Annotated in this window: 21 protein-coding genes; 6 read left to right on the top strand and 15 right to left on the bottom strand. The window is 63.1% G+C overall.

What is annotated here, in order from left to right:
* Positions 1-179: 179 nt before the first annotated feature.
* The 9 genes from msrQ to mrcB form a co-directional block, all read right to left on the bottom strand.
* Positions 180-800, bottom strand: coding sequence for a protein-methionine-sulfoxide reductase heme-binding subunit MsrQ (gene msrQ, locus V0R59_RS03575; RefSeq protein ID WP_330073019.1), 621 nt, complete (start codon positions 798-800; stop codon positions 180-182).
* On the bottom strand, positions 800-1,813 hold the full coding sequence (gene msrP, locus V0R59_RS03570; protein WP_330073020.1) for a protein-methionine-sulfoxide reductase catalytic subunit MsrP: 1,014 nt from the start codon (positions 1,811-1,813) through the stop codon (positions 800-802). Before msrP ends, msrQ begins: the two co-directional genes overlap by 1 nt.
* 66 nt (positions 1,814-1,879) lie before the next feature.
* The gene (pssA, locus tag V0R59_RS03565; RefSeq protein WP_330073021.1) at positions 1,880-2,737 is read right to left on the bottom strand and encodes a CDP-diacylglycerol--serine O-phosphatidyltransferase; all 858 of its coding nucleotides are present in this window, start codon (positions 2,735-2,737) and stop codon (positions 1,880-1,882) included.
* A 146-nt stretch (positions 2,738-2,883) separates the two neighbouring features.
* Positions 2,884-3,900 (bottom strand): ketol-acid reductoisomerase, encoded by a 1,017-nt coding sequence (ilvC, locus tag V0R59_RS03560; protein ID WP_330073022.1) that lies wholly within the window; start codon positions 3,898-3,900, stop codon positions 2,884-2,886.
* 53 nt (positions 3,901-3,953) lie between these two features.
* Positions 3,954-4,445: an acetolactate synthase small subunit gene (ilvN, locus tag V0R59_RS03555; RefSeq protein WP_042125802.1), complete on the bottom strand. Its 492-nt coding sequence runs from the start codon at positions 4,443-4,445 to the stop codon at positions 3,954-3,956.
* Between the two features lies 1 nt (position 4,446).
* Entirely contained in the window at positions 4,447-6,171 is a 1,725-nt protein-coding gene (locus V0R59_RS03550) for an acetolactate synthase 3 large subunit (protein WP_330073023.1), read from the bottom strand.
* 413 nt (positions 6,172-6,584) lie between these two features.
* Entirely contained in the window at positions 6,585-6,917 is a 333-nt protein-coding gene (locus V0R59_RS03545) for a YqcC family protein (protein WP_330073024.1), read from the bottom strand.
* Positions 6,914-7,663: a tetratricopeptide repeat protein gene (locus tag V0R59_RS03540; protein WP_330073025.1), complete on the bottom strand. Its 750-nt coding sequence runs from the start codon at positions 7,661-7,663 to the stop codon at positions 6,914-6,916. Before V0R59_RS03540 ends, V0R59_RS03545 begins: the two co-directional genes overlap by 4 nt.
* A 25-nt stretch (positions 7,664-7,688) precedes the next feature.
* Positions 7,689-10,010: a penicillin-binding protein 1B gene (gene mrcB, locus V0R59_RS03535; RefSeq protein ID WP_330073026.1), complete on the bottom strand. Its 2,322-nt coding sequence runs from the start codon at positions 10,008-10,010 to the stop codon at positions 7,689-7,691.
* A 119-nt stretch (positions 10,011-10,129) separates the two neighbouring features.
* Here mrcB and V0R59_RS03530 point away from each other — a divergent pair, with 119 nt between their 5' ends.
* The 3 genes from V0R59_RS03530 to V0R59_RS03520 all read left to right on the top strand — a co-directional run bounded on the left by V0R59_RS03530 (position 10,130) and on the right by V0R59_RS03520 (position 12,560).
* Positions 10,130-11,692: a bifunctional aminoglycoside phosphotransferase/ATP-binding protein gene (locus V0R59_RS03530; RefSeq protein WP_330073027.1), complete on the top strand. Its 1,563-nt coding sequence runs from the start codon at positions 10,130-10,132 to the stop codon at positions 11,690-11,692.
* A gap of 107 nt (positions 11,693-11,799) precedes the next feature.
* Positions 11,800-12,144 carry a pentapeptide repeat-containing protein gene (locus V0R59_RS03525; RefSeq protein WP_330073028.1) on the top strand — a complete coding sequence of 115 codons (345 nt, stop codon included), beginning with the start codon at positions 11,800-11,802 and terminating at the stop codon, positions 12,142-12,144.
* Positions 12,145-12,287: 143 nt separating this feature from the next.
* Positions 12,288-12,560 carry a TfoX/Sxy family protein gene (locus V0R59_RS03520; RefSeq protein WP_330073029.1) on the top strand — a complete coding sequence of 91 codons (273 nt, stop codon included), beginning with the start codon at positions 12,288-12,290 and terminating at the stop codon, positions 12,558-12,560.
* Positions 12,561-12,740: 180 nt separating this feature from the next.
* Here the strand turns inward: V0R59_RS03520 and V0R59_RS03515 are convergent, their stop codons facing one another.
* The 4 genes from V0R59_RS03515 to V0R59_RS03500 are packed head-to-tail and all read right to left on the bottom strand — an operon-like array spanning position 12,741 to position 16,338.
* On the bottom strand, positions 12,741-13,649 hold the full coding sequence (locus tag V0R59_RS03515; RefSeq protein ID WP_330073030.1) for a ChaN family lipoprotein: 909 nt from the start codon (positions 13,647-13,649) through the stop codon (positions 12,741-12,743).
* A 9-nt stretch (positions 13,650-13,658) separates the two neighbouring features.
* Positions 13,659-14,426, bottom strand: a complete 768-nt coding sequence (locus V0R59_RS03510; RefSeq protein WP_330073031.1) for a heme ABC transporter ATP-binding protein — start codon at positions 14,424-14,426, stop codon at positions 13,659-13,661.
* A complete protein-coding gene (locus V0R59_RS03505) occupies positions 14,426-15,409 on the bottom strand; it encodes a FecCD family ABC transporter permease (RefSeq protein WP_330073309.1) in 984 nt (327 codons plus the stop codon). The genes V0R59_RS03510 and V0R59_RS03505 overlap by 1 nt, the downstream gene beginning before the upstream one ends.
* Positions 15,410-15,459: 50 nt before the next feature.
* Positions 15,460-16,338 (bottom strand): heme/hemin ABC transporter substrate-binding protein, encoded by an 879-nt coding sequence (locus V0R59_RS03500; protein WP_330073032.1) that lies wholly within the window; start codon positions 16,336-16,338, stop codon positions 15,460-15,462.
* A gap of 140 nt (positions 16,339-16,478) precedes the next feature.
* Here V0R59_RS03500 and V0R59_RS03495 point away from each other — a divergent pair, with 140 nt between their 5' ends.
* Positions 16,479-16,796, top strand: coding sequence for a Rieske (2Fe-2S) protein (locus V0R59_RS03495; RefSeq protein WP_330073033.1), 318 nt, complete (start codon positions 16,479-16,481; stop codon positions 16,794-16,796).
* Here the strand turns inward: V0R59_RS03495 and sfsA are convergent.
* Entirely contained in the window at positions 16,786-17,499 is a 714-nt protein-coding gene (gene sfsA / locus V0R59_RS03490; RefSeq protein ID WP_330073034.1) for a DNA/RNA nuclease SfsA, read from the bottom strand. The two genes, V0R59_RS03495 and sfsA, sit on opposite strands and share 11 nt — an antisense overlap.
* A complete protein-coding gene (locus tag V0R59_RS03485; RefSeq protein WP_330073035.1) occupies positions 17,499-18,671 on the bottom strand; it encodes a pyridoxal phosphate-dependent aminotransferase in 1,173 nt (390 codons plus the stop codon). Before V0R59_RS03485 ends, sfsA begins: the two co-directional genes overlap by 1 nt.
* Before the next feature lie 213 nt (positions 18,672-18,884).
* Here V0R59_RS03485 and dksA point away from each other — a divergent pair, with 213 nt between their 5' ends.
* Together dksA and gluQRS are read left to right on the top strand one after the other, a co-directional pair.
* Positions 18,885-19,331: an RNA polymerase-binding protein DksA gene (dksA, locus tag V0R59_RS03480; protein ID WP_330073036.1), complete on the top strand. Its 447-nt coding sequence runs from the start codon at positions 18,885-18,887 to the stop codon at positions 19,329-19,331.
* Positions 19,332-19,395: 64 nt separating this feature from the next.
* Positions 19,396-20,283 carry a tRNA glutamyl-Q(34) synthetase GluQRS gene (gene gluQRS, locus V0R59_RS03475; protein WP_330073037.1) on the top strand — a complete coding sequence of 296 codons (888 nt, stop codon included), beginning with the start codon at positions 19,396-19,398 and terminating at the stop codon, positions 20,281-20,283.
* The last annotated feature ends 94 nt before the right edge of the window (positions 20,284-20,377 follow it).

Genomic DNA, 20,377 nt, shown 5'->3' with positions numbered 1-20,377 from the left:
ATTCTACAGCGTTACAACCTGCTGTCAACTGCCTTTTTCAACCGCCTTCGTAAACGACCGAAGCACTTCCGATACCATCTGAAACGTCTAACCCTTTGATCTTCAAGGAGTTTTCCGTTTCGACTGCGCCGGAAGTGGGGCGAATTATAGACAGATAAAACGACACGTCAACACTTTATTTAAACTTTTGTTACCGGACGCATTTTCCGCCCGCCAAACCGGGGCAAACGCTGGTTGACGGCCGGGATACGCAGGAGCAACAGACTCACACCAATCAACGCGTAGATACTCCATTCCTTGAGGTCGGCCCGCACGATCCAGAGGAAATGCAGCAATCCCAATCCAAGAATCCCGTAGACCAACTTATGCAGACGCTTCCAGCGTGCTCCGAGACGGCGCTGGCTATAACGATTCGATGTCACCGCCAGGCTGAGCAAACCCAGGAAGCCCAGCACCCCGACGATGATGTACGGCCGCTTGCGCAACTCCACCGTCAACTGCCCCCAGTCGAGGCCGAGGATAAAGAAGAGATAGGCACTCAAGTGCAGCGCTATATAGGCAAAACACCACAAGCCCAACTGCCGACGGACCACGATCCATCCCGACCAACCTGTCATCTTCTGCAAGGGCGTCATCGCAAGGGTGATCAGCAGGAAGATCAAACCGCCCAGGCCAAGGCGATCCACCAGCACCTTGCCTGGGTCAGGACCCAGCGCAAAGATCCAGGCCTGATACAGCCAGAACAACGGCCATACCGCAGCCAGAAGAAATATGCACAAACGGAACAGGGGATAACGCATCAGTAGTTCTTCCGCAGGTCCAGGCCGCTATACAGCGCCCCCACCTCTTCGGCGTAGCCATTGAACATCTGCGTCTCACGTACATTGGGGCTGAACAGGCCACTCGGCAACCGTCGTTCCCGCGCCTGGGTCCAGCGCGGATGATCGACCGTCGGATTGACGTTGGCATAGAAGCCGTATTCCTCCGGCGCAATACGCTGCCAGGTGGTTTTCGGCTGCTCGCTGACCAGGCTGATGCGCACGATCGACTTGATACTCTTGAACCCGTATTTCCAAGGCACCACCAGGCGCAGCGGCGCGCCATTCTGGTTCGGCAGTTCGCGGCCATACATACCCACCGCAAGAATCGCCAGCGGGTTCATCGCTTCATCCAGGCGCAGCCCTTCTACATAAGGCCAGTCGATCAGGGCAAAACCCGAGCGCTGCCCCGGCATGTGCTTGGGATCCTGCAGCGTTTCGAAGCGCACATACTTTGCCTTCGAAGTCGGCTCGACTTCCTTGAGCAGCGCAGATAAAGGAAAGCCCAGCCAGGGAATGACCATCGACCACGCCTCGACGCAGCGCAACCGGTAGATCCGCTCCTCCAGCTGGTACGGCTTGATGAAGTCTTCCAGTGCGTAGCGCCCCGGCTTGCCCACCTCACCATCGATGACCACGGTCCACGGCGACGTCGGCAACGCACCGGCATTCTCTGCCGGGTCACCCTTGTCGGTACCGAACTCGTAGAAGTTGTTGTAGTGAGTGGCGTCCCTGAACGGTGTGATGGCCTCGTCCTTCACGGTCACCGCCTGCCAGCGGGTGTCGGCCAGCTTCTCGGTGAACCAGCCAGGCGCCGCTCCCGCCTCCACGTCGGCATAGCGCGAAGGATCCGCCGCGAACGACCATCCCGGCAGACCGGCAACAGCCAGCCCCGCCATGGAGGCACCCAGCAGGGAACGACGGGAAAGATAAAGCGACTCGGGCGTGACCTCCGACTCGGAACAGTCGGAGGTCCGGGGGAACTTGATCAGCATGATGACTCCGCAGAACTGCATGGCAGATGAAGCAGTAGACTACGGAGTCAGGTAAATATTGCAGCCCTACTCCGCGTTTTTACGACGGCGGCCACGCAACAGATACTGCGCAGGGCCGGACGCCGCATAAGCAAGGAAGATCAGCAGCAGGATGCGCGGCGGATCGCTGAACACCACTGCGAATACCAGCACCACTGCGAGGATCGCCACAAAGGGTACACGCCCCTTGAGGTCGAGTTCCTTGAAGCTGTTGTACTTGATGTTGCTGACCATCAGCATGCCCGCACCAGCGACCAGCAACGCCACAAGGAATGACAGCTTCGATCCCTGGATGCCGTAGTCGCTGAAGGCCCAGACCGTGCCAGCGACAACACCCGCCGCCGCCGGACTGGCCAGGCCGATGAAGTAGCGCTTGTCGGCCTTGCCCACCTGGGTGTTGAAACGCGCCAGGCGCAGTGCAGCGCCGGCTACATAGATGAAGGCGACCATCCAGCCGACCTTGCCCATGTCACCCAGCGCCCAGCCGAATGCAAGCAAAGCCGGGGCCACGCCAAAGGCGACCATGTCGGACAGGGAGTCGTACTCGGCGCCAAAGGCGCTCTGGGTATTGGTCATGCGCGCGACGCGACCATCCAGGCCATCCAGCACCATGGCCACGAAGATGGCGATTGCAGCAAAGGCGAAATACTTGCTCGCCTCGCGAGGATCACCGGCACTCAGGGCACTCTGCGCGCTCATCGAGTTGATGATCGAATAGAAACCGGCGAACAGGTTCGCAGTGGTGAACAGGTTGGGCAGCAGATAGATGCCGCGGTGACGGACTTTGCGTCCTTCGGCGTCATGTCCTTCTTCGACATGCTCATCGATCGGTAGCAGGCTTTCGGCGTCAGAGGCCTTGTTCGGCTCTTCGGGACGTTCGCTCATTGAGATTACCTTGCAACGGTTTGGATAGTTTCGACAAAGGCTCGCGGCGAGGGTTCGCCGACAAACGGATGAAAGCTTATACCAGAACCTGACCCCGGAAATGAAAAAACGCGGCCGAAGCCGCGTTTTCATCGCATCAGAACCAATCAGTTCTTGGCTTTGTCGACGATCTTGTTCGCCGAGATCCAAGGCATCATCGAACGCAGCTGCTCGCCGATGATCTCGATGCCGTGGGCAGCGTTGTTGCGACGCTTGGCGGTCATCGATGGGTAGTTGGTAGCGCCTTCGCTGATGAACATCTTCGCGTACTCGCCGTCCTGGATGCGCTTCAGAGCGTTGCGCATGGCCTTGCGGGATTCTTCGTTGATGACTTCAGGACCGGTCACGTACTCGCCGTACTCGGCGTTGTTGGAGATCGAGTAGTTCATGTTGGCGATACCGCCTTCGTACATGAGGTCAACGATCAGCTTCAGTTCGTGCAGGCACTCGAAGTAGGCCATTTCCGGCGCGTAGCCAGCTTCGACCAGGGTTTCGAAACCGGCTTTGACCAGTTCGACGGTACCACCACAGAGAACGGCCTGCTCACCGAACAGGTCGGTTTCGGTCTCGTCCTTGAAGGTGGTTTCGATGATGCCGGTGCGACCACCGCCAACGCCAGCGGCGTAGGACAGTGCGACGTTCTTGGCGTTGCCCGAAGCGTCCTGGTAGATGGCGATCAGGTCAGGGATGCCGCCGCCCTTGACGAACTCGGAGCGAACGGTGTGGCCCGGGGCCTTCGGCGCGATCATGATCACGTCGAGGTCGGCACGCGGAACGACCTGGTTGTAGTGGATCGAGAAGCCGTGGGAGAAGGCCAGGGTAGCGCCCTTCTTGATGTTCGGCTCGATTTCGTGCTTGTACAGGGCGCCCTGGAATTCATCCGGGGTCAGGATCATGACCAGGTCGGCAGCAGCGACGGCGGTAGCGACGTCAGCAACTTTCAGGCCGTGGGCTTCAGCCTTGGCAACGGTAGCCGAACCTTTACGCAGACCGACGGTGACATCCACACCGGAGTCCTTCAGGTTGCACGCCTGAGCGTGGCCCTGGGAGCCGTAACCGATGATGGCAACTTTCTTGCCCTGGATGATCGACAGATCGCAGTCTTTATCGTAGAAAACTTTCATGAAATACCCCTGTTATCTTGGCCTTGTTCAGGCCATTCGCTAATTTTGTCGAGTTAGATGCTGAGCACTTTGTCGCCACGGGCAATGCCGGTGACACCGCTACGTACGGTTTCGAGAATGGACGCAGTGCCGATTGCCTGAATGAAGCTGTCGAGCTTGTCGCTGGTGCCAGTCAACTGCACGGTGTACACGCTGGCGCTGACGTCGACGATCTGCCCACGATAGATATCGGTGGTGCGCTTGATCTCGGCACGCTGGGCGCCAGTGGCCTTCACCTTGACCAGCATCAGCTCGCGCTCGATATGAGCACTTTCCGACAGGTCGACCAGCTTGACCACCTCAACCAGTTTGTTCAGGTTCTTGGTGATCTGCTCGATCACCTCATCGTGGCCAACCGTGGTCAGCGTCAGACGCGACAGGGTCGGGTCCTCGGTCGGCGCTACGGTCAGGCTTTCGATGTTGTAGTTGCGTTGCGAGAACAAGCCGACGACGCGGGACAGGGCACCGGGTTCGTTTTCCAACAGCAGGGAAATAATGTGCCGCATATCAGGTCCGCTCCGTCTTGCTCAGCCACATGTCGCGCATCGAACCATCCTTGATCTGCATCGGATAGACGTGCTCGCTGTTGTCGACCTGGATGTCGATGAACACCAGGCGATCCTTCAGGGCGAAGGCTTCTTCGAGCTTGGGCTTGAGGTCCTTCAGGCTGGTGATGCGGATACCCACATGACCATAGGCCTCGGCCAGCTTGACGAAGTCAGGCAGCGACTCCATGTAGGAGTGCGAGTGACGGCTGTTGTAGGACATGTCCTGCCACTGGCGAACCATACCCAGCACACCGTTGTTCAGGTTGACGATCTTCACCGGCAGGTCGTACTGCAGGCAGGTCGACAACTCCTGGATGTTCATCTGGATGCTGCCTTCACCGGTAACGCAAGCCACGTCGGCCTCCGGGAAGTTCAGCTTGACGCCCATAGCCGCCGGGAAGCCGAAGCCCATGGTGCCCAGGCCACCGGAGTTGATCCAGCGGTTCGGTTTGTTGAAGCGGTAGTACTGCGCCGCGAACATCTGGTGCTGGCCGACGTCGGAGGTGACGAAGGCGTCGCCCTTGGTGACTTCGCACAGGGTCTCGATCACGGTCTGAGGCTTGATGATGCTGCCGTCGCCCTTGTCGTAAGGGAACAGGCCGCGATCGCCGCGCCACTCTTCGATCTGCTGCCACCAGGCATCGATGGCGGCCTTTTCAGGCTTCTCGCCGATCTCCCGGACAGCAGCGAGCATCTCGGTGAGCACGCTCTCCACCGGCCCGACGATCGGGACGTCAGCCTTGACCGTCTTGGAGATCGAAGCCGGATCGATGTCGATATGGATGATTTTCGCGTTCGGGCAGAACTTGGCCGGGCCGTTGATGACGCGGTCGTCGAAACGCGCGCCGACAGCCAGGATCACGTCAGCATGGTGCATCGCCAGGTTGGCGGTGTAGCTGCCGTGCATGCCGAGCATGCCGACGAACTGGCGATCGGTACCCGGGTAGGCGCCGAGGCCCATCAGGGTGTTGGTCACCGGCACATTGAGCAGTTGCGCCAGCTCGGTCAGCGGCTCGGAGCCACCACCAAGGATCACGCCACCGCCGGCATAGATGATCGGGCGCTTGGCCGCGAGGATCATTTCCGCCGCCTTGCGGATCTGGCCGGAGTGACCACGGACCGCCGGGCTGTAGGAGCGCAGCTTGACCTTCTTCGGATAGACGTACTCGAACTTTTCAGCCGGGTTGGTCATGTCCTTCGGAATGTCGACGACCACCGGGCCTGGACGGCCGGATTGCGCGAGGTAGAAAGCTTTCTTCAGGACTTCCGGGATTTCCGAGGCATGCTTGATCATGAAGCTGTGCTTCACGATCGGCCGGGAGATACCGATCATGTCGGTTTCCTGGAAGGCATCGGTGCCGACCATGGTGCTGGGCACCTGACCGGAAAGGATGACCATCGGGATGGAGTCCATGTAAGCGGTGGCGATGCCGGTGATGGCATTGGTCGCGCCCGGACCGGAGGTCACCAGTACCACGCCGGCCTTGCCGGTGGCACGGGCATAGCCGTCCGCCATATGGGTAGCCGCCTGCTCGTGGCGAACCAGGATGTGCTGGACTTCCGGTTCTTTGAACAGGGCATCGTAAACATGAAGGAGAGCACCGCCAGGGTACCCATAGATGTGCTTAACGCCTTCGTCACGCAAGAAGCGGACGACCATTTCAGCGCCAGATAAAAGCTCCACGTTGTTCACCTCTAAAACGCCAGAATACCGTTCGCTCCGGAACGGGTCTTAATAGGTTTACTGCCAAGCAGAGCATGAGCGACGAAAATGCCACTACGTCAGCACTGACTGAGCAAGTATTGGGAGCGCCCCAAAGTGTTGCGGGGTTTTCCCACCCAGCGCGAGGTAACGCGTTGCGGGGTGTAACAGGTCGGCGCGGGTGTGCGCCTCATGATCTGCTTAGCGGGTCTGCTTCTGGCAGTCCCCCTACAGCGGACTTTGGATTGTTCTGATTCGAACTGCGCAAGTCAAGTGACTTGACGGTTTAAATTCCTCCGCAACGCCTCTGCCAGCGTAGCGAAAACGTTTGCGATACCCCGTTGCAAACGAAACGGGGCCACAAAAGCGGCCCCGGACGATAAACGGCAGGAAAATCAGGCAGATGGACTTATCAATTGGTCGAACTCCGCCAGCAGCTTGCGCAATTGACGACTTTCCTCCGGGCGATCGACGTACACCGTCTCGGCCATCACCAGAATGCCCGAGGCATTGGGCAGCGCCAGACCACGCTCAAGGATTTCCTTCATGCGTGGAAGGAAGATCCATTGCAGCCATTGCTCGAAGCTCATGCTGTCGACGGCAAAGGGCACGGTGCTGGCCAACGCCTCGGCACTCGGCGCCTCATCGCTCCACCACCCCTGCACATGCAGCTCACGCTCGATCAGCAGCAAGTGATCGGCGATATCCAGGATCCGCGCGTCCATCACAGCGTCGCCTGGGCTTTCTGCCGTGCCTGCGCGGCGCCGGCGGCATCACCCTGCTTTTCGCGGGCCTGGGCGATGATGTTCCACAATCCGGACTGCAGGTCGGGACGACCGTTGGCATAGGTCAGCGCACGACGCGCCAGTTGTTCGGACTGTGCTGCATCGCCCTGGGCCAGACGCACCTGGGCCAGGCGGTAAAGCACCTGCGGCTCGCGTGGTGCGATGCGCTGCGCGCGTTCGAGGCTCGACGAGGCACCGTTGTAGTCGCCGCTGCCTTGCTGTTGCTGGGCGGTGGTCAGCAGGGCCAGCACCGGACCATCCAGTTGCTCGTCCGCCGACAGGCCACCAACACTGCTGCTGGCCCTGGGGATGCCGGTCGGCGCGGACGGCATGGTGTAGCTGCCAGCGTTGCTGCTCGGCTGCGGTGTGAATGGCTCCGAGGTCACCGGGCCCGGGGTGATCGGGCCGGTGCTGATGCCCGACGGCGCGGTGGACGCCGGGAAAGTCTGGATTGGTGCCGCCCCGCTGCCTTGCGGGATCATCACAGTCACGCCGCTGTCCTGCGGAATCGTCTGGGCCTGGCTGGTGCCGCTACGCACGGGCGCGGTACCGGCGCGATTGGCCTGGACCCGCTCGCTGTTGGACACCCGGGTACCCGAATCCACCACCGGGATCGAACCCCGCGGCACGCTGGCGCAACCATTTAGCAAGGCCAGCGCCGTCAGGGCAGGAAACCACCATTTCTTCACGTCATGTCCTCTTGGCAATCGCCGATTAATTCATCCAGCCCTTGACCCAGTCCATGACCGAGTCGGCAGGCGTCTGTTCACCGCCGCAGGCCGCGCCTGCGACCGGCTCGCTGCCGCGAATATACGGCATCTGCACGGCGCCCGGGCAGCTGGCGTCGGAGCCCTGGCCGGTATGCGGATCGACCCAGGCCTGCACCACGTTGTCCGGCTGCGGCATGTCCAGCGGCAGCGGGTCGGCCTTGCGCATGAAGCTGGTCCAGACCTGCAAGGCACCGGTGGCACCGGTGAACGGCGTCTTGCCGTTGTCGTCGCGACCCAGCCAGACCACCGCCAGCAAGTCCTGGCTGAAGCCGGCGAACCAACTGTCCCGCGAGTCGTTACTGGTGCCGGTCTTGCCCGCCAGGTTCAGCGAGCTCGGCAGCACGCTGTACACCGAGCGCCCGGTCCCTTCGCGCATCACCCGCTGCATGGCGTTCTGCACCAGGTAGATCGAGCCCGGATCGAAGCGTTGCTGGATCTGGAACGGGTAGCGCTTGAGCGGCTCTCCCTCGGCGGTAAGCACGCTGCGGATACCGCGCATCGGCGTGTTGAAGCCACCGTTGGCGAGGGTCTGGTACATGGTCGCGACTTGCATCGGCGACATGCCGCCGGCGCCCAGCAGCATCGACGGGAACGCTGGCCAGTCGACCTCGACGCCCAGCCGCCCTATGGTTTTGAGCACATTCGGCACACCCAGTTCCAGGCCCAGCTTGGCCGTCGACAGGTTGTAGGAGTTGGCCAGGCCCTGGTACAGGTAGATAGTGCCGTGGGCACGCCGGTCGTAGTTCTGCGGTTTCCACACCTGACCGTCACCGCCCTTGACCGAGAATGGTTCGTCCTGCACCCAGCTGGTCAAGGTGTACTGGCTCGGCTTCTCCAGCGCCGTCAGGTATACCGCCGGCTTGACCAGCGAGCCGATCGGCCGCACCGCGTCGATCGCCCGGTTGAAACCGGCAAACCCGGCCTGCCGGCTGCCGATCAGGGCCTGGACCTCGCCGGTTTCCGGGTTGGTCACCACCATCGCCGCCTCGACCTCATCCGAACCCTTGCGTCCTGCCAGGCGCTTGAAGGTATCGGCCATGGACGATTCAGCCTTCATCTGCAGGATCGGGTCGAAACTGGTGAAGATGCGCAGGCCTTCTTCGGTAAGGTCTTCGTCGCGATAGTCCTGGCGCAGCTGACGCTTGACCAGGTCGAGGAAGCCGGGGAACGAGCTGTCGGCCAGGCTGCCGCGCTTGGTCACGCCCAGTGGCATCTTCTTCGCCGCCTCGACCACTTCCGGGGTGGCCACGCCCTGCTCCGCCAACAGGTCGAGGACCAGGTTGCGTCGCTGCAGGGCACGCTCCGGATAGCGCCTCGGGTTGTAGTAGGACGGCCCCTTGACCATGCCTACCAGCAAAGCTACCTGGTGCAGTTTCAGTTCCGACAATGGCTGGCTGAAGAAGAACTGGCTGGCCAGGCCGAAGCCATGCACCGCGCGCTGGCCGTCCTGACCGATGAACACTTCGTTCAGGTAGGCCTCGAGGATTTCATTCTTGTCGTAGTGCATCTCCAGCAGCACCGCCATCATCGCCTCGTTGAGCTTGCGGCTGAGGCTGCGTTCGTTGGTCAGGAAGAAGTTCTTCACCAACTGTTGGGTCAGGGTACTGCCGCCCTGGCGCATGGCACCGGATGAGGTGTTGACCCACACCGCGCGGGCGATCGACTTGGGCGACACGCCGAAGTGGTGATAGAAGTCGCGGTCTTCCACCGCGACCAGGGTTTCCACCAGGTAGGGCGGAACCTGGTCGAGCTTGATCAGGATGCGGTCTTCGAGGTTCTTCGGGTACAGGCCGCCGATCAGCAGCGGCTCCAGGCGCACCACCGCCAGCTTGGCGTCGTTGGCTGCGCTGAGGCCGGCCACGTAGTCGCCGGAGAAACGCACCCGAACCTTCTGCGCCGGCTCCAGGCCTTCGTAGAACTGGAAGCCGCGGGTGTTCAGGTCGACGGTGTTGCCGCTGACCGCCGCCGCACCCGGGCCGTTGGCCACGCTCTCACGGCGATAGCCGAGGGCGTCGAGTTCGACGAGGAAATCGTCCTTGCTCAGCTTCTGACCGACAAACAGCTCCAGCGGCCGCGCGTAGACCTTTGCCGGAATGGTCCAGCGCTTGCCGGAGAACTTCTCCTGGACGACCGCGTCGAGGTAAACGGCGAAACCGGCCAGCACCACGAGGCCGACGAGACTGAGCTTGATAGCCCAGCCAAGCCAGGCGCGAGCGCGACCGGACGGTTGTTTCTTGGGGGTACGAGAGGATCGGGTACGTGTCATGGGCGCGGATTATACGCACTTTATCGTTCATCGACAGACGCCCTCCGGCGGTTTCCAGACGGCATGCTTGCCGCCATAATGGCCGATTAGAATCCCATTTGCCCCCGGAAGGATCGCCCGTGAGCCAAGCCTTGATCGCAGCCCTGCAGAACCCCGCCCTGTACCCGCATCCCGTGAAGGATTTCCGGGTTATCGAGACGCATATTTCCTGGGTCGTGCTCACTGGCGATTACGCCTACAAGATCAAGAAACCGATGAATTTCGGCTTCCTCGACTTCACCGAACTGTCCAGCCGCGAACACTTCTGCAAGGAAGAACTGCGCCTGAACAAACGCCTCACCGAAGGCCTGTACCTGGACGTGCTGCCGATCACCGGCAGCGCCGAAGCCCCCCAGTTGGGCGGCGAAGGCACAGCGATCGAATTCGCCCTGAAGATGCGCCAGTTCCCCCAGGAGCAAATGCTCAGCACCTTGCAGGCCAACGGCGAACTGACCGCCGCGCACATCGACCAGATGGCGCAGCAGATCGCCGAGTTCCACCAGCAGGCGCCACGGGTTGCCGTCGAGCACCCGCTGGGCACCCCGGAAAGCGTGATGGCGCCGGTGGAGCAGAACTTCGAGCAGATCCGTCCGTTCCTCAGCGACAAGGCCGACCTGCAACAGCTCGACGCCCTGCAGGCCTGGGCCCGCAGCAGCTTCGACCGCCTGCACACGCTGCTCGCGGCGCGCAAGGCGCAAGGCTTCATCCGCGAATGCCACGGTGACATCCACCTGGGCAACGCCACCCTGATCGATGGCAAGGTCGTGATCTTCGACTGCATCGAGTTCAACGAACCCTTCCGCCTGACCGACGTCTACGCCGACACCGCGTTCCTCGCCATGGACCTGGAAGACCGTGGCCTGAAATCGCTGTCGCGGCGCTTCGTCAGCCAGTACCTGGAACTGACCGGCGACTACGAAGGCCTGGAGCTGCTGAACTTCTACAAGGCCTACCGAGCGCTGGTAAGGGCCAAGGTCGCCCTGTTCAGCATGCCCGCCAATGCCGATGGCGTGCAGCGCGCCACGACCCTGCGCCAGTACCGCAACTACGCCAACCTGGCGGAAAGCTACAGCACCATTCCGTCTCGACTGCTGGCGATCACCCATGGCGTCTCCGCCGTGGGCAAGAGCCACGTGGCCATGCGCCTGGTCGAAGCCCTTGGCGCCATCCGCCTGCGTTCGGACGTGGAGCGCAAGCGCCTGTTCGGCGAGCAGAGCGCTGCGGCCGCCGGCCAGTTGCAAGCCGGTATCTACAACGCTGACGCCAGCCAGGCCACCTATGCGCGCCTCCATCACCTGGCCGAAGTGGTCCTGCGCGCCGGCTTCCCGGTCGTGATCGACGCCACCTACCTCAAGCAGCCACAGCGCCAGAACGCCGCCGAAGTCGCCAGCGAGACCGGCGTGCCGTTCCTGATCCTCGACTGCAATGCACCGGACGCGGTGATCGCCAGCTGGCTGGCGCAACGTCAGGCGGACCAGAACGACCCATCCGATGCGACCCTGGACGTGGTGGCCGCGCAACAGGCCAGCCGCGACGCCCTGAGCGCCGAGGAACTGCTGCAGAGCAAACGCGTGGAAACCAACGAAAGCGCCAGCCTGGACGATCTGGTCAAGCAGATCCGCCAGCGCCTGCCAGGCCTGTAAAAAGCCCACGAGGCGTGAAGCAGTCCACACTTCGCGCCTCTATTTCGAGGCCTCCATAATGGGTGACACTATAATGCCAGTATCTGGCCACCCAGGAGGCTCGCGCCATGAATCAGCCACGGCAACTCGATAGCTCGCTGTACGCATTGATTCACAACGAGGACATCGCGGGCTTCAACCGCGAGAAACCGCAAGGTGCCAGCATCGATTTTCGTGATGGTGACTTCCGCGGCCTCGACCTGCGCAACCTCGACGCTTCGGGCATCGACTTCAGCGGTGCCTACTTCCGCGCCGCCGACCTGCGCGGCCTTGACCTGCGCGACGTGCCACTGGAAGGCGCGAGCCTGGCCCACGCACAGATCTCCGGAACCTGGTTCCCGCCCGAACTGAGTGCCGACGAAATCCTCATGTCGGTGAATTTCGGCACCCGCCTGCGCTATCGCACCCGCTGAAAAGCCCCCGGCGAACCACGCCGGGCGCCTTCTTCCCAGCGGCACTGGCAAATAGCCGCGTTATTGCCAAGTGCCGCTACACTCCTGATTGATACGCCGCGAATTCCTCCACAAGACCCGTTCAGCCGGCGCAAGGAGGCTTGATGAACGACGAACTCCAGCACCTGAAGAATCTTGGCAAGACCTCGGCGCAATGGCTGCACGCGGTAGGCATCCACAGCGCATCGGACCTCCGCCGCCTGGGCGCGGTGGATGCCTATCGGGCGGTACGCACGCGGGGATTCCGGGCATCGAAGGTGCTGCTGTACGCGATTGAAGGTGCTTTGCTGGACGTGCACTGGAACGATATTCCCGCAGAGCGCAAGGAAGCCCTGAACCAGCAACTCGATGCGACGACCCTGCGGAAAAAAAATTGAAAATTTATGGCAACAGCCGTTGACTTCGAAATGAGAATCGTTATGATTACCACAACTGGTCGCGAGACTGGTTGGATAAACTGAAAGACCTTGGTTCGGACTCTCAGATTATCTCCTCATCAGGCTAATCACGGTTATTGACCCGGCAGTTTTGCCGGGTCTTTTTTTGCCCGCGATTCTTCATTTCAGGTCAGCGCAGTAGTCCCGCTTCGGCAGCGCCGCAGTGAACCAGACGAAGTCCGCCTCCTCTGCCCCGACCTCCTCGCCTACCTGGGCCAGCATCAACACCGGGCTATCCGACTCCGCACCGAGATCCGCCAGGTGCAGCGGCACGCCGACATCCTTGCGCACATGCTGCCCACCGGCCAGTAACAACGCCGGCGCGGACGCCTGCAACAGGCGCTGGGCCATGCGCCGGTCACGTTGCTGCTGCACCGCGAGCATGGCCGGCAACTGGGCTTCTGGAAGCAGGCCGCAATGGCCGGCGCGCACCTCTTCCAGCAAGGCATCGCGCACCTCGGGCGCCTTGGCGCGCGGCCCCGTCAGCTCAGGCCGGGTCCGATAGATCGTCTTCATCTCCTCGCGATCGAGATTGGCCGCCAGTACCGGATAGCCACGGGCGAAGGCCTCGCGCAGCAGTGGCGCATAGAACCGCCAGTCCCAGCCCTGGCGCCAGTCAATGGCCGCGGCCAGGTCATCCGGCAGCGGCTGTTGCTGGCGTACCGCATCGACCTTGACCTGCTGCACCGGTTCGAGCATTTCCAGCAACAAACTGCCCTGCGCTCGCTGCTGGGCCAGCGCCTTCAACAACCACAGCTGCAGGGCGTGGTGGTCCGGGTTGTCATGCTGCTCGCCCACCAGTACCCGCGGTGCCTGCGCCAGGCGCTCCACCAGCTGTTCCGGAGTCAGCAGCTTGCCGCTGGCGGTTTCGCGAATCTGCCCAAGCTCGGCATGCTCGCGTCCTTCCGGGCTCTGCCACTCCGGCAACGGGGGCAACGGTTGCTGCGGTTGCACCGCGACACTGGAGTGACAGCCCGCCAGGCCCCAGGCCAGCAGAAAAAGAAGGCCGAGCGACCGGGATCGGGACATGTGCAACTCCTATCGGGCAATGATGAGCGGATGCCCCCGCTCGGGATGAGCCTGGACCAGTACGTCCAGACCGAACACTGCTTTCAGCGCCGCAGGCTGCAGGACCCGCTCGGGCGTATCGAGGGCATGGGGCTGGCCGTTTTCCAGCAGCAGGATATGGTCACAATAGCGTGCGGCCAGGTTGAGGTCGTGGAGAATCACCAGTACGGCGGCCCCGCGGTCGGCAAATCCGCGCACCGCCTGCAGGGTGGTGTGCTGGTGCAAAGGATCGAGGGCCGAAGTCGGCTCGTCGAGCAATAGCGTCCTGCCCTCCTCGCCTGGCCACAACTGCGCCAGCACCCGCGCCAGGTGCACGCGCTGGCGCTCGCCGCCGGACAACGCCAGGTAACTGCGCTCGGCCAGATGCAAGGCGTCCGCCGCCTGCAGCGCGGCACTGACGATTTCCCGGTCGCGCTCGCGTCCGGTGCGATGGGGCAAGCGGCCCATGCCCACCACTTCCTCGACCTGGAAGGCGAAACCGAGGCTCGACGCCTGCGGCAGTACCGCCAGGCGCTGGGCACGTTCGTGACCGGGCCAGTCGGCCAGCGCCCGATCATGCAGCAACACCCGCCCCCGCGTCGGCGTCAGTTCGCCACACAAGGCGCCGAGCAAGGTGCTCTTGCCCGCGCCATTAGGACCGAGCACACCCAGCACCTGGCCCGGCCGCACCCGAAGGTCGATGCCGTCGAGCACGATCTTGCGCCCGCGAACAACCTGAAGATCCTCGACCTGTAGCATCAGGCACGCCCCCGCAACAGCAGATAGAGAAAGAACGGCGCACCGATGAAGGCCGTGACGATGCCGATCGGCAACTCCGCCGGCGCCAGCGCCAGGCGCGCAATCAGATCGGCGAACAACAGCAGCGAGGCGCCAGCCAGCAACGACGCCGGCAGCAGCACGCGATGATCGGGCCCCGCCAGCAGGCGCACCAGGTGGGGCACCACCAGGCCGATAAAGCCGATCAGCCCTGCCGCCGCCACCGCCGCACCTACTCCGAGAGCGGTGCAGAACACCAGTTCGCGCTTGAGTTTCTCGACTTCGAAACCCAGGTGCCGCGCTTCCGACTCGCCCAGCAGCAAGGCATTCAGCGCTTCGGCACGCCGCGGCAACCAAAGCGCCACGGCGGTGGCCACCAGCACCAGCGGCCACAGGCGCTGGTAGCTGGCGCCGTTGAGGCTGCCGAGGTTCCAGAAGGTCAGGGTACGCAAGGTGGCGTCGTCCGCCAGGTAGGTGAACAGGCCCACCGCCGAGCTGGCCAGGGCGGTCAGGGCGATACCGGCCAGCAGCATGGTCGCGACGCTGGTCTGGCCATCACGCCGTCCCAACCGATAGACCAGCGCGGTAACCCCGAGGCCGCCGAGGAAGGCGCACAACGACAGCAGATAAGGCGAGAACACCTCCGGCACGCCACCGACCCAGGTACTGCCGACGATGGCGATCGCCGCGCCGAGCGCCGCCCCGCTGGAGACACCAACCAGGCCAGGATCGGCCAGCGGGTTGCGGAACAGGCCCTGCATGGCCACGCCGGCCAGCGCCAGCACCGCGCCCACGGCCAGGCCGAGCAAGGTCCGCGGCAGACGGATCTGCCCGAGGATCAGTTCGGCTTGCTCCAGTCCGTCGCCCGCCAACGGCAGGCCGATCAGGCGCCCGCCGACGCGCAGGGTATCCAGCAGCGGCAGGCTGACCGGTCCTAGCGCCAGCGACAGCCAGATCGCCAGCAGACACAACAACCCGAGGGCGATGAACAGCGTACGTGGCTTTACCAGTCGGATCATGGAGCCAATCTAGCCTTCGCCGCCGGATAGAAGGCCACGGCCAATGCTTGCAGGCTGGCCGGAAGGCGCGGGCCGAGACCACCGACCAGAAGGGTCGGATCGAGGTCGACCAGGCGCTTCTCCTTGACCGCACGGGATGCGGCCAGGGCCGGGTTTTCCTTGAGCAGGGCCTGCAACGCGGCATCTCCGGCAAGGGCGCGATCGGAGAACACCACGACCTGCGGATTCAGGGCCGCCAGGGTTTCCGTGGAGAAGTTCTTGTAGCCGTCGTTGGTGGCGAGGTTGCGCCCGCCAGCCTGCTGGATCAGCCAGTCGCCGGAGGTACCCTTGCCGGCGATCATCGGCTTGGCACCCGCATGGCCGACCAGCAGGATTACGCCTGGCGCGGTCTCCGCGCCCTGGGCAGTCTTGATGCGCTCGCGCAGGGTATCGAGTTGCTGGCGATAGTCGGCGAAACGCTTCTCGGCCTGCTCAGGTTTGCCAAGCAGTTCGCCCAGGTGCTTGAGGTTACCCTGCACCGCATCGAGGCTGGCCTGGCTGGAGAACAGCTCGACCCGCACCCCGGCGCCGCGGATCTGCGCCAGCACCGGCGGCGGGCCCATCTCCTCCGTGCCCACCAGCACGTCAGGGCGCAGGCTCAGCACGCCTTCGGCGGACAACTGGCGCTGGTAACCGATGCTCGGCAGGGCCTTCAGGGATTCTGGATGCTGGCTGGTTGTGTCGACCCCGACCAGGCGCGACTCGGCGCCCAGCTCGGCGATCCATTCACTCAGTGCACCACCGGCACTGACCCAGCGCTGCGGCAGTGGCTCCGCCTGCACCGGGTTGAAGACAAGCCCGATACAGAGGGCGATCAGGCTGGCACATCGGCGCATAACGAAGCTTCCTGTTCATGACGGTATGTAGGGAGGCAACGGACAGGGTATAAAGACGCCCGGCGCCTTCTGAGCCCGCAATTTGATAATTATTTGCATTTGAGCGTCAAGCGATCTGCACCCCGCCACGGAATCCCTTCATGCACTTTCTTTGTCACTCCGCCGACCTGGGTGAAGGCCAGAGCCGTGGTTTCAATAGCCAGGGCATGGAGTTGCTCGGCGTCCGCCGCCAAGGCCAGGTCTACCTGTTCCGCAATCGCTGCCCGCACCGCGGTATCCCGCTGAACTGGCAACCAGATGCCTTTCTAGACAGCAGTGCCAGCCTGATCACCTGCGCCCATCACGGTGCGCTGTTCCTGATCGAAAGCGGAGAATGCGTCGCCGGCCCTTGCGAGGGCGACGCCTTGCAGGCCCTCGGCTGTCACGAGGACAGCCAAGGTATCTGGCTCACGGATTGAGCAGCACCGGCAACGCTCGATCGATGCGCACCTGCTCGTTGTCCAGCGTTACACCGTAGGCCAGCACCTCGACACCGTCGAGCACCGCCGCACGCAGGGCGATGGCGTAGCCTGGATCGATCTCCTCGGCCGGGCGCACAGCCTCGATGCCGCTCAGGTTCACGCAATACAGCTGCACCGCCCGAACGCCCTGGCGAGCCAGCGCGGCCAGCTCGCGCAGGTGCTTGGCGCCGCGCTGGGTGACCGCATCGGGAAAGGCGGCGATGCTGCTGCCGTCAAAGCCGAGGGTCACGCTTTTCACCTCGACATAGGCCAGGCCGCTTTCGAAGGTGAGCTGGAAGTCGATGCGGCTGTTTTCCTCGCCATAGGGCACTTCGCGGCGCAGTGTGGTGAACCCGGCCAGTTCGCTGATAACCCCGGCATGCAGTGCCTCCTCGACGATGGCATTGGCCCGCCCGGTGTTCACGCAGGCCAGGCGACCCTGCGGGGTCTCGCTGATTTCCCAGGTGCCCGGCAGCTTGCGCTTGGGGTCGTTGGAGCGACTGAACCAGACCTGACCGCCCTCCTTCATGCAGTTGAGCATCGACCCGGTGTTGGGGCAGTGGATGGTCAGTTGCTCGCCGTCGAGGGTCTCGATATCGGCGAGAAAACGTTTGTAGCGGCGCAGCAGGCGCGCCTCTTCGAGCAAGGGAGAAAACTGCATCAGCCTTGCCAGCTCCGCAGGCCACGGGCAATCCGCTCAACCGCTTCCTGCAGGCGCGGCAGGCTCTGGGTATAGGCGAAGCGCACGTGGTGGCTGGCCTGGTGCCGACCGAAGTCGATACCCGGAGTGAAGGCAAGATGCTCGGTTTCGAGGAAATGCCGGCAGAACGCGAAGGCGTCACCGCCGAACTGGCTGATATCGGCGTACAGATAGAAGGCGCCTTGCGGCTCCACGCTGATGCCGAAGCCCAGCTCCCGCAGCGCGGGCAGCAGGAAATCGCGACGACGGGCGAATTCGGCGCGGCGTTCCTCGAGGATTTCGATGGTGCGCGGTTCGAAACACGCCAGCGCGGCATACTGGGCCATGCTCGGAGCGCTGATGTAGAGGTTCTGCGCCAGCTTCTCCAGTTCCGGGATCGCCGCCGGCGGTGCCACCAGCCAGCCAAGGCGCCAGCCGGTCATGCCGAAATATTTTGAGAAACTATTCAGGATGAAGGCCTGGTCGTCGACTTCCAGGGCACTCGGCGCATCCATGCCGTAGGTCAGGCCATGGTAGATCTCGTCTACCACCAGGTGGCCGTTGTGCGCGCGGGTCGCCCGGGACAGGCCGGCCAGCGCCTCGCGATCGAGCACGGTGCCGGTAGGGTTGGCCGGCGAGGCGACCAGGGCACCGACGGTATCGTGATCCCAGTAACGCTCGACCAGGTCGGCGTTCAATTGATAGTTGACATCCGGCCCCACCGGCACCAGTTGCGCGCCGCCTTCCACCAGGCGCAGGAAGTGGCGATTGCAGGGATAGCCCGGATCGGCCAGCAGCCAGTGCTTGCCCGGATCCACGAGCAGGCTGCTGGCCAGCAGCAAGGCACCGGAGCCACCGGGGGTAACAAGGATGCGTTGCGGATCGATGTTCAGGCCGTATCGCGTGGCATAGAAGCCGGCGATCGCTTCGCGCAGCGCCGGCAGGCCGCGGGCCGCAGTGTAGCGGGTATGCCCGGCCGCCAGTGCAGCCTGGCCGGCCTCGACGATGGGGGTGGCCGTGGTGAAGTCCGGCTCGCCGATTTCCAGGTGGATCACATCGTGACCGGCCGCCTGCAATTCGTTGGCCCGCGCCAACAGTGCCATCACGTGAAAGGGTTCGATGGCGCGACTGCGCGCACTGTAAGGCTGAGCCATTGGCCTTCTCTCAATTGGGACTAGACTGATGATTCTACCCCTGCGCCGCAGCGAACGTATGGGTAAACCTCGCTGTCCTACCGGAGATAACCGGGAGTAGCGCACCCCGATCCTATCTGGTAAGTTCGGCGGCTCGCAGTCGCAGGGCCGGCGGTCGCCGGAGATGGAAGCAATCCTGCGCATTGGATCAGATGAGTGAGAGGCGGTCTATTCATGTCCACCGTAGAAAAGCAAAAAGCCGGTCATTCCATGTACGGTGTCGATGCCTATGTGGAGACCAAGGGCGAGGAGTACATGGGTGCCCCCATGAAGGCCCACTTCACCAAACTGCTCAACGCCTGGAAAGGCGACCTGATGCAGAGCGTGGACCGCACCGTGGACCACATGAAGGACGAAGCCGCCAACTTCCCCGACCCGGCCGACCGCGCCAGCCAGGAAGAAGAGTTCGCCCTGGAGCTGCGCAACCGTGACCGCGAGCGCAAGCTGATCAAGAAGATCGACAAGACCCTCGACAAGATCAAGGAAGACGAATACGGCTGGTGCGATGCCTGTGGCGTCGAGATCGGCCTGCGTCGCCTGGAAGCACGCCCGACCGCGGACCTGTGTTTCGACTGCAAGGAAATCGCGGAGAAGAAGGAAAAGACGATCGGCAAAGGCTGATTCTCACTCCGACAGAACGGGGCGCATCATGCGCCCCGTTTCATTTATACAGCCCGCACAGATCATGACCGACTCCCGCTATATTGGGCGCTTCGCCCCCACCCCCAGTGGTTTCCTGCACTTCGGTTCGCTGGTCGCGGCCCTCGCCTCCTGGCTCGATGCCCGTGCCGTCGGCGGGCGTTGGCTGCTGCGCATGGAAGACATCGACCCGCCACGGGAGGCTCCCGGCGCCCAGGCGGCGATCCTCAAGACCCTGGAAAGCTACGGTCTGGAGTGGGACGGCGAGGTGGTCTACCAGCATGACCGCCACGAGGCCTACGCCGAAGTGGTCGAGCGCCTGTTCCGCCAGGGCCTGGCCTATGCCTGCACCTGTTCGCGCAAGCAGCTGGAAGGCTACAACGGCCTCTACCCCGGCCTGTGCCGCAATCTCGGGCACAGCCAGGAAGACGCGGCGATCCGCATACGGGTACCGGAACTGACCTACACCTTCGACGACCGCGTCCAGGGCCGTTTCCAGCAGCATCTGGGGGGCGAGGTGGGCGATTTCATCATCCGCCGTCGCGACGGCCTGTATGCCTATCAACTGGCGGTGGTGCTCGACGACGCCTGGCAGGGCGTGACCGATATCGTCCGCGGTGCCGACCTGCTGGACAATACGCCGCGCCAGCTGTACCTGCAGGAGCTGCTGGGCCTGTCGCAACCGCGTTACCTGCATGTCCCGCTGATCATCCAGCCCGACGGCCACAAGCTGGGCAAGACCTACCGCTCCGCACCGCTGCCCGCCGAACAGGCCACGCCGCTGATCCTGCGAGCCCTGCGCGCGCTGGGCCAGGGCACCGACGCCAGCATGCTCGACGCCCGGCCCGGCGAAGTCCTGGCCCACGCCGCCCGACACTGGGATGCGAAAGCGATTCCGCAGCGCCTGACCGTCCCTGAAGCGGATCTGCACTGAATGCTTGCCGGGGAATAGAAAGGCCAATAGATTCAATCCCTTGGGCCATGAGCGCCAGCCCGTTTGCAGGCGCCGGCCCTTCCGTTACCATCAG

Origin of the sequence: Pseudomonas ulcerans (assembly GCF_036324125.1) — a bacterium.
Classification (GTDB): domain Bacteria; phylum Pseudomonadota; class Gammaproteobacteria; order Pseudomonadales; family Pseudomonadaceae; genus Aquipseudomonas; species Aquipseudomonas ulcerans.
The sequence above is the reverse complement of the archived record's forward strand: the minus strand, read 5'-3'. Positions and strand labels throughout refer to the sequence as shown.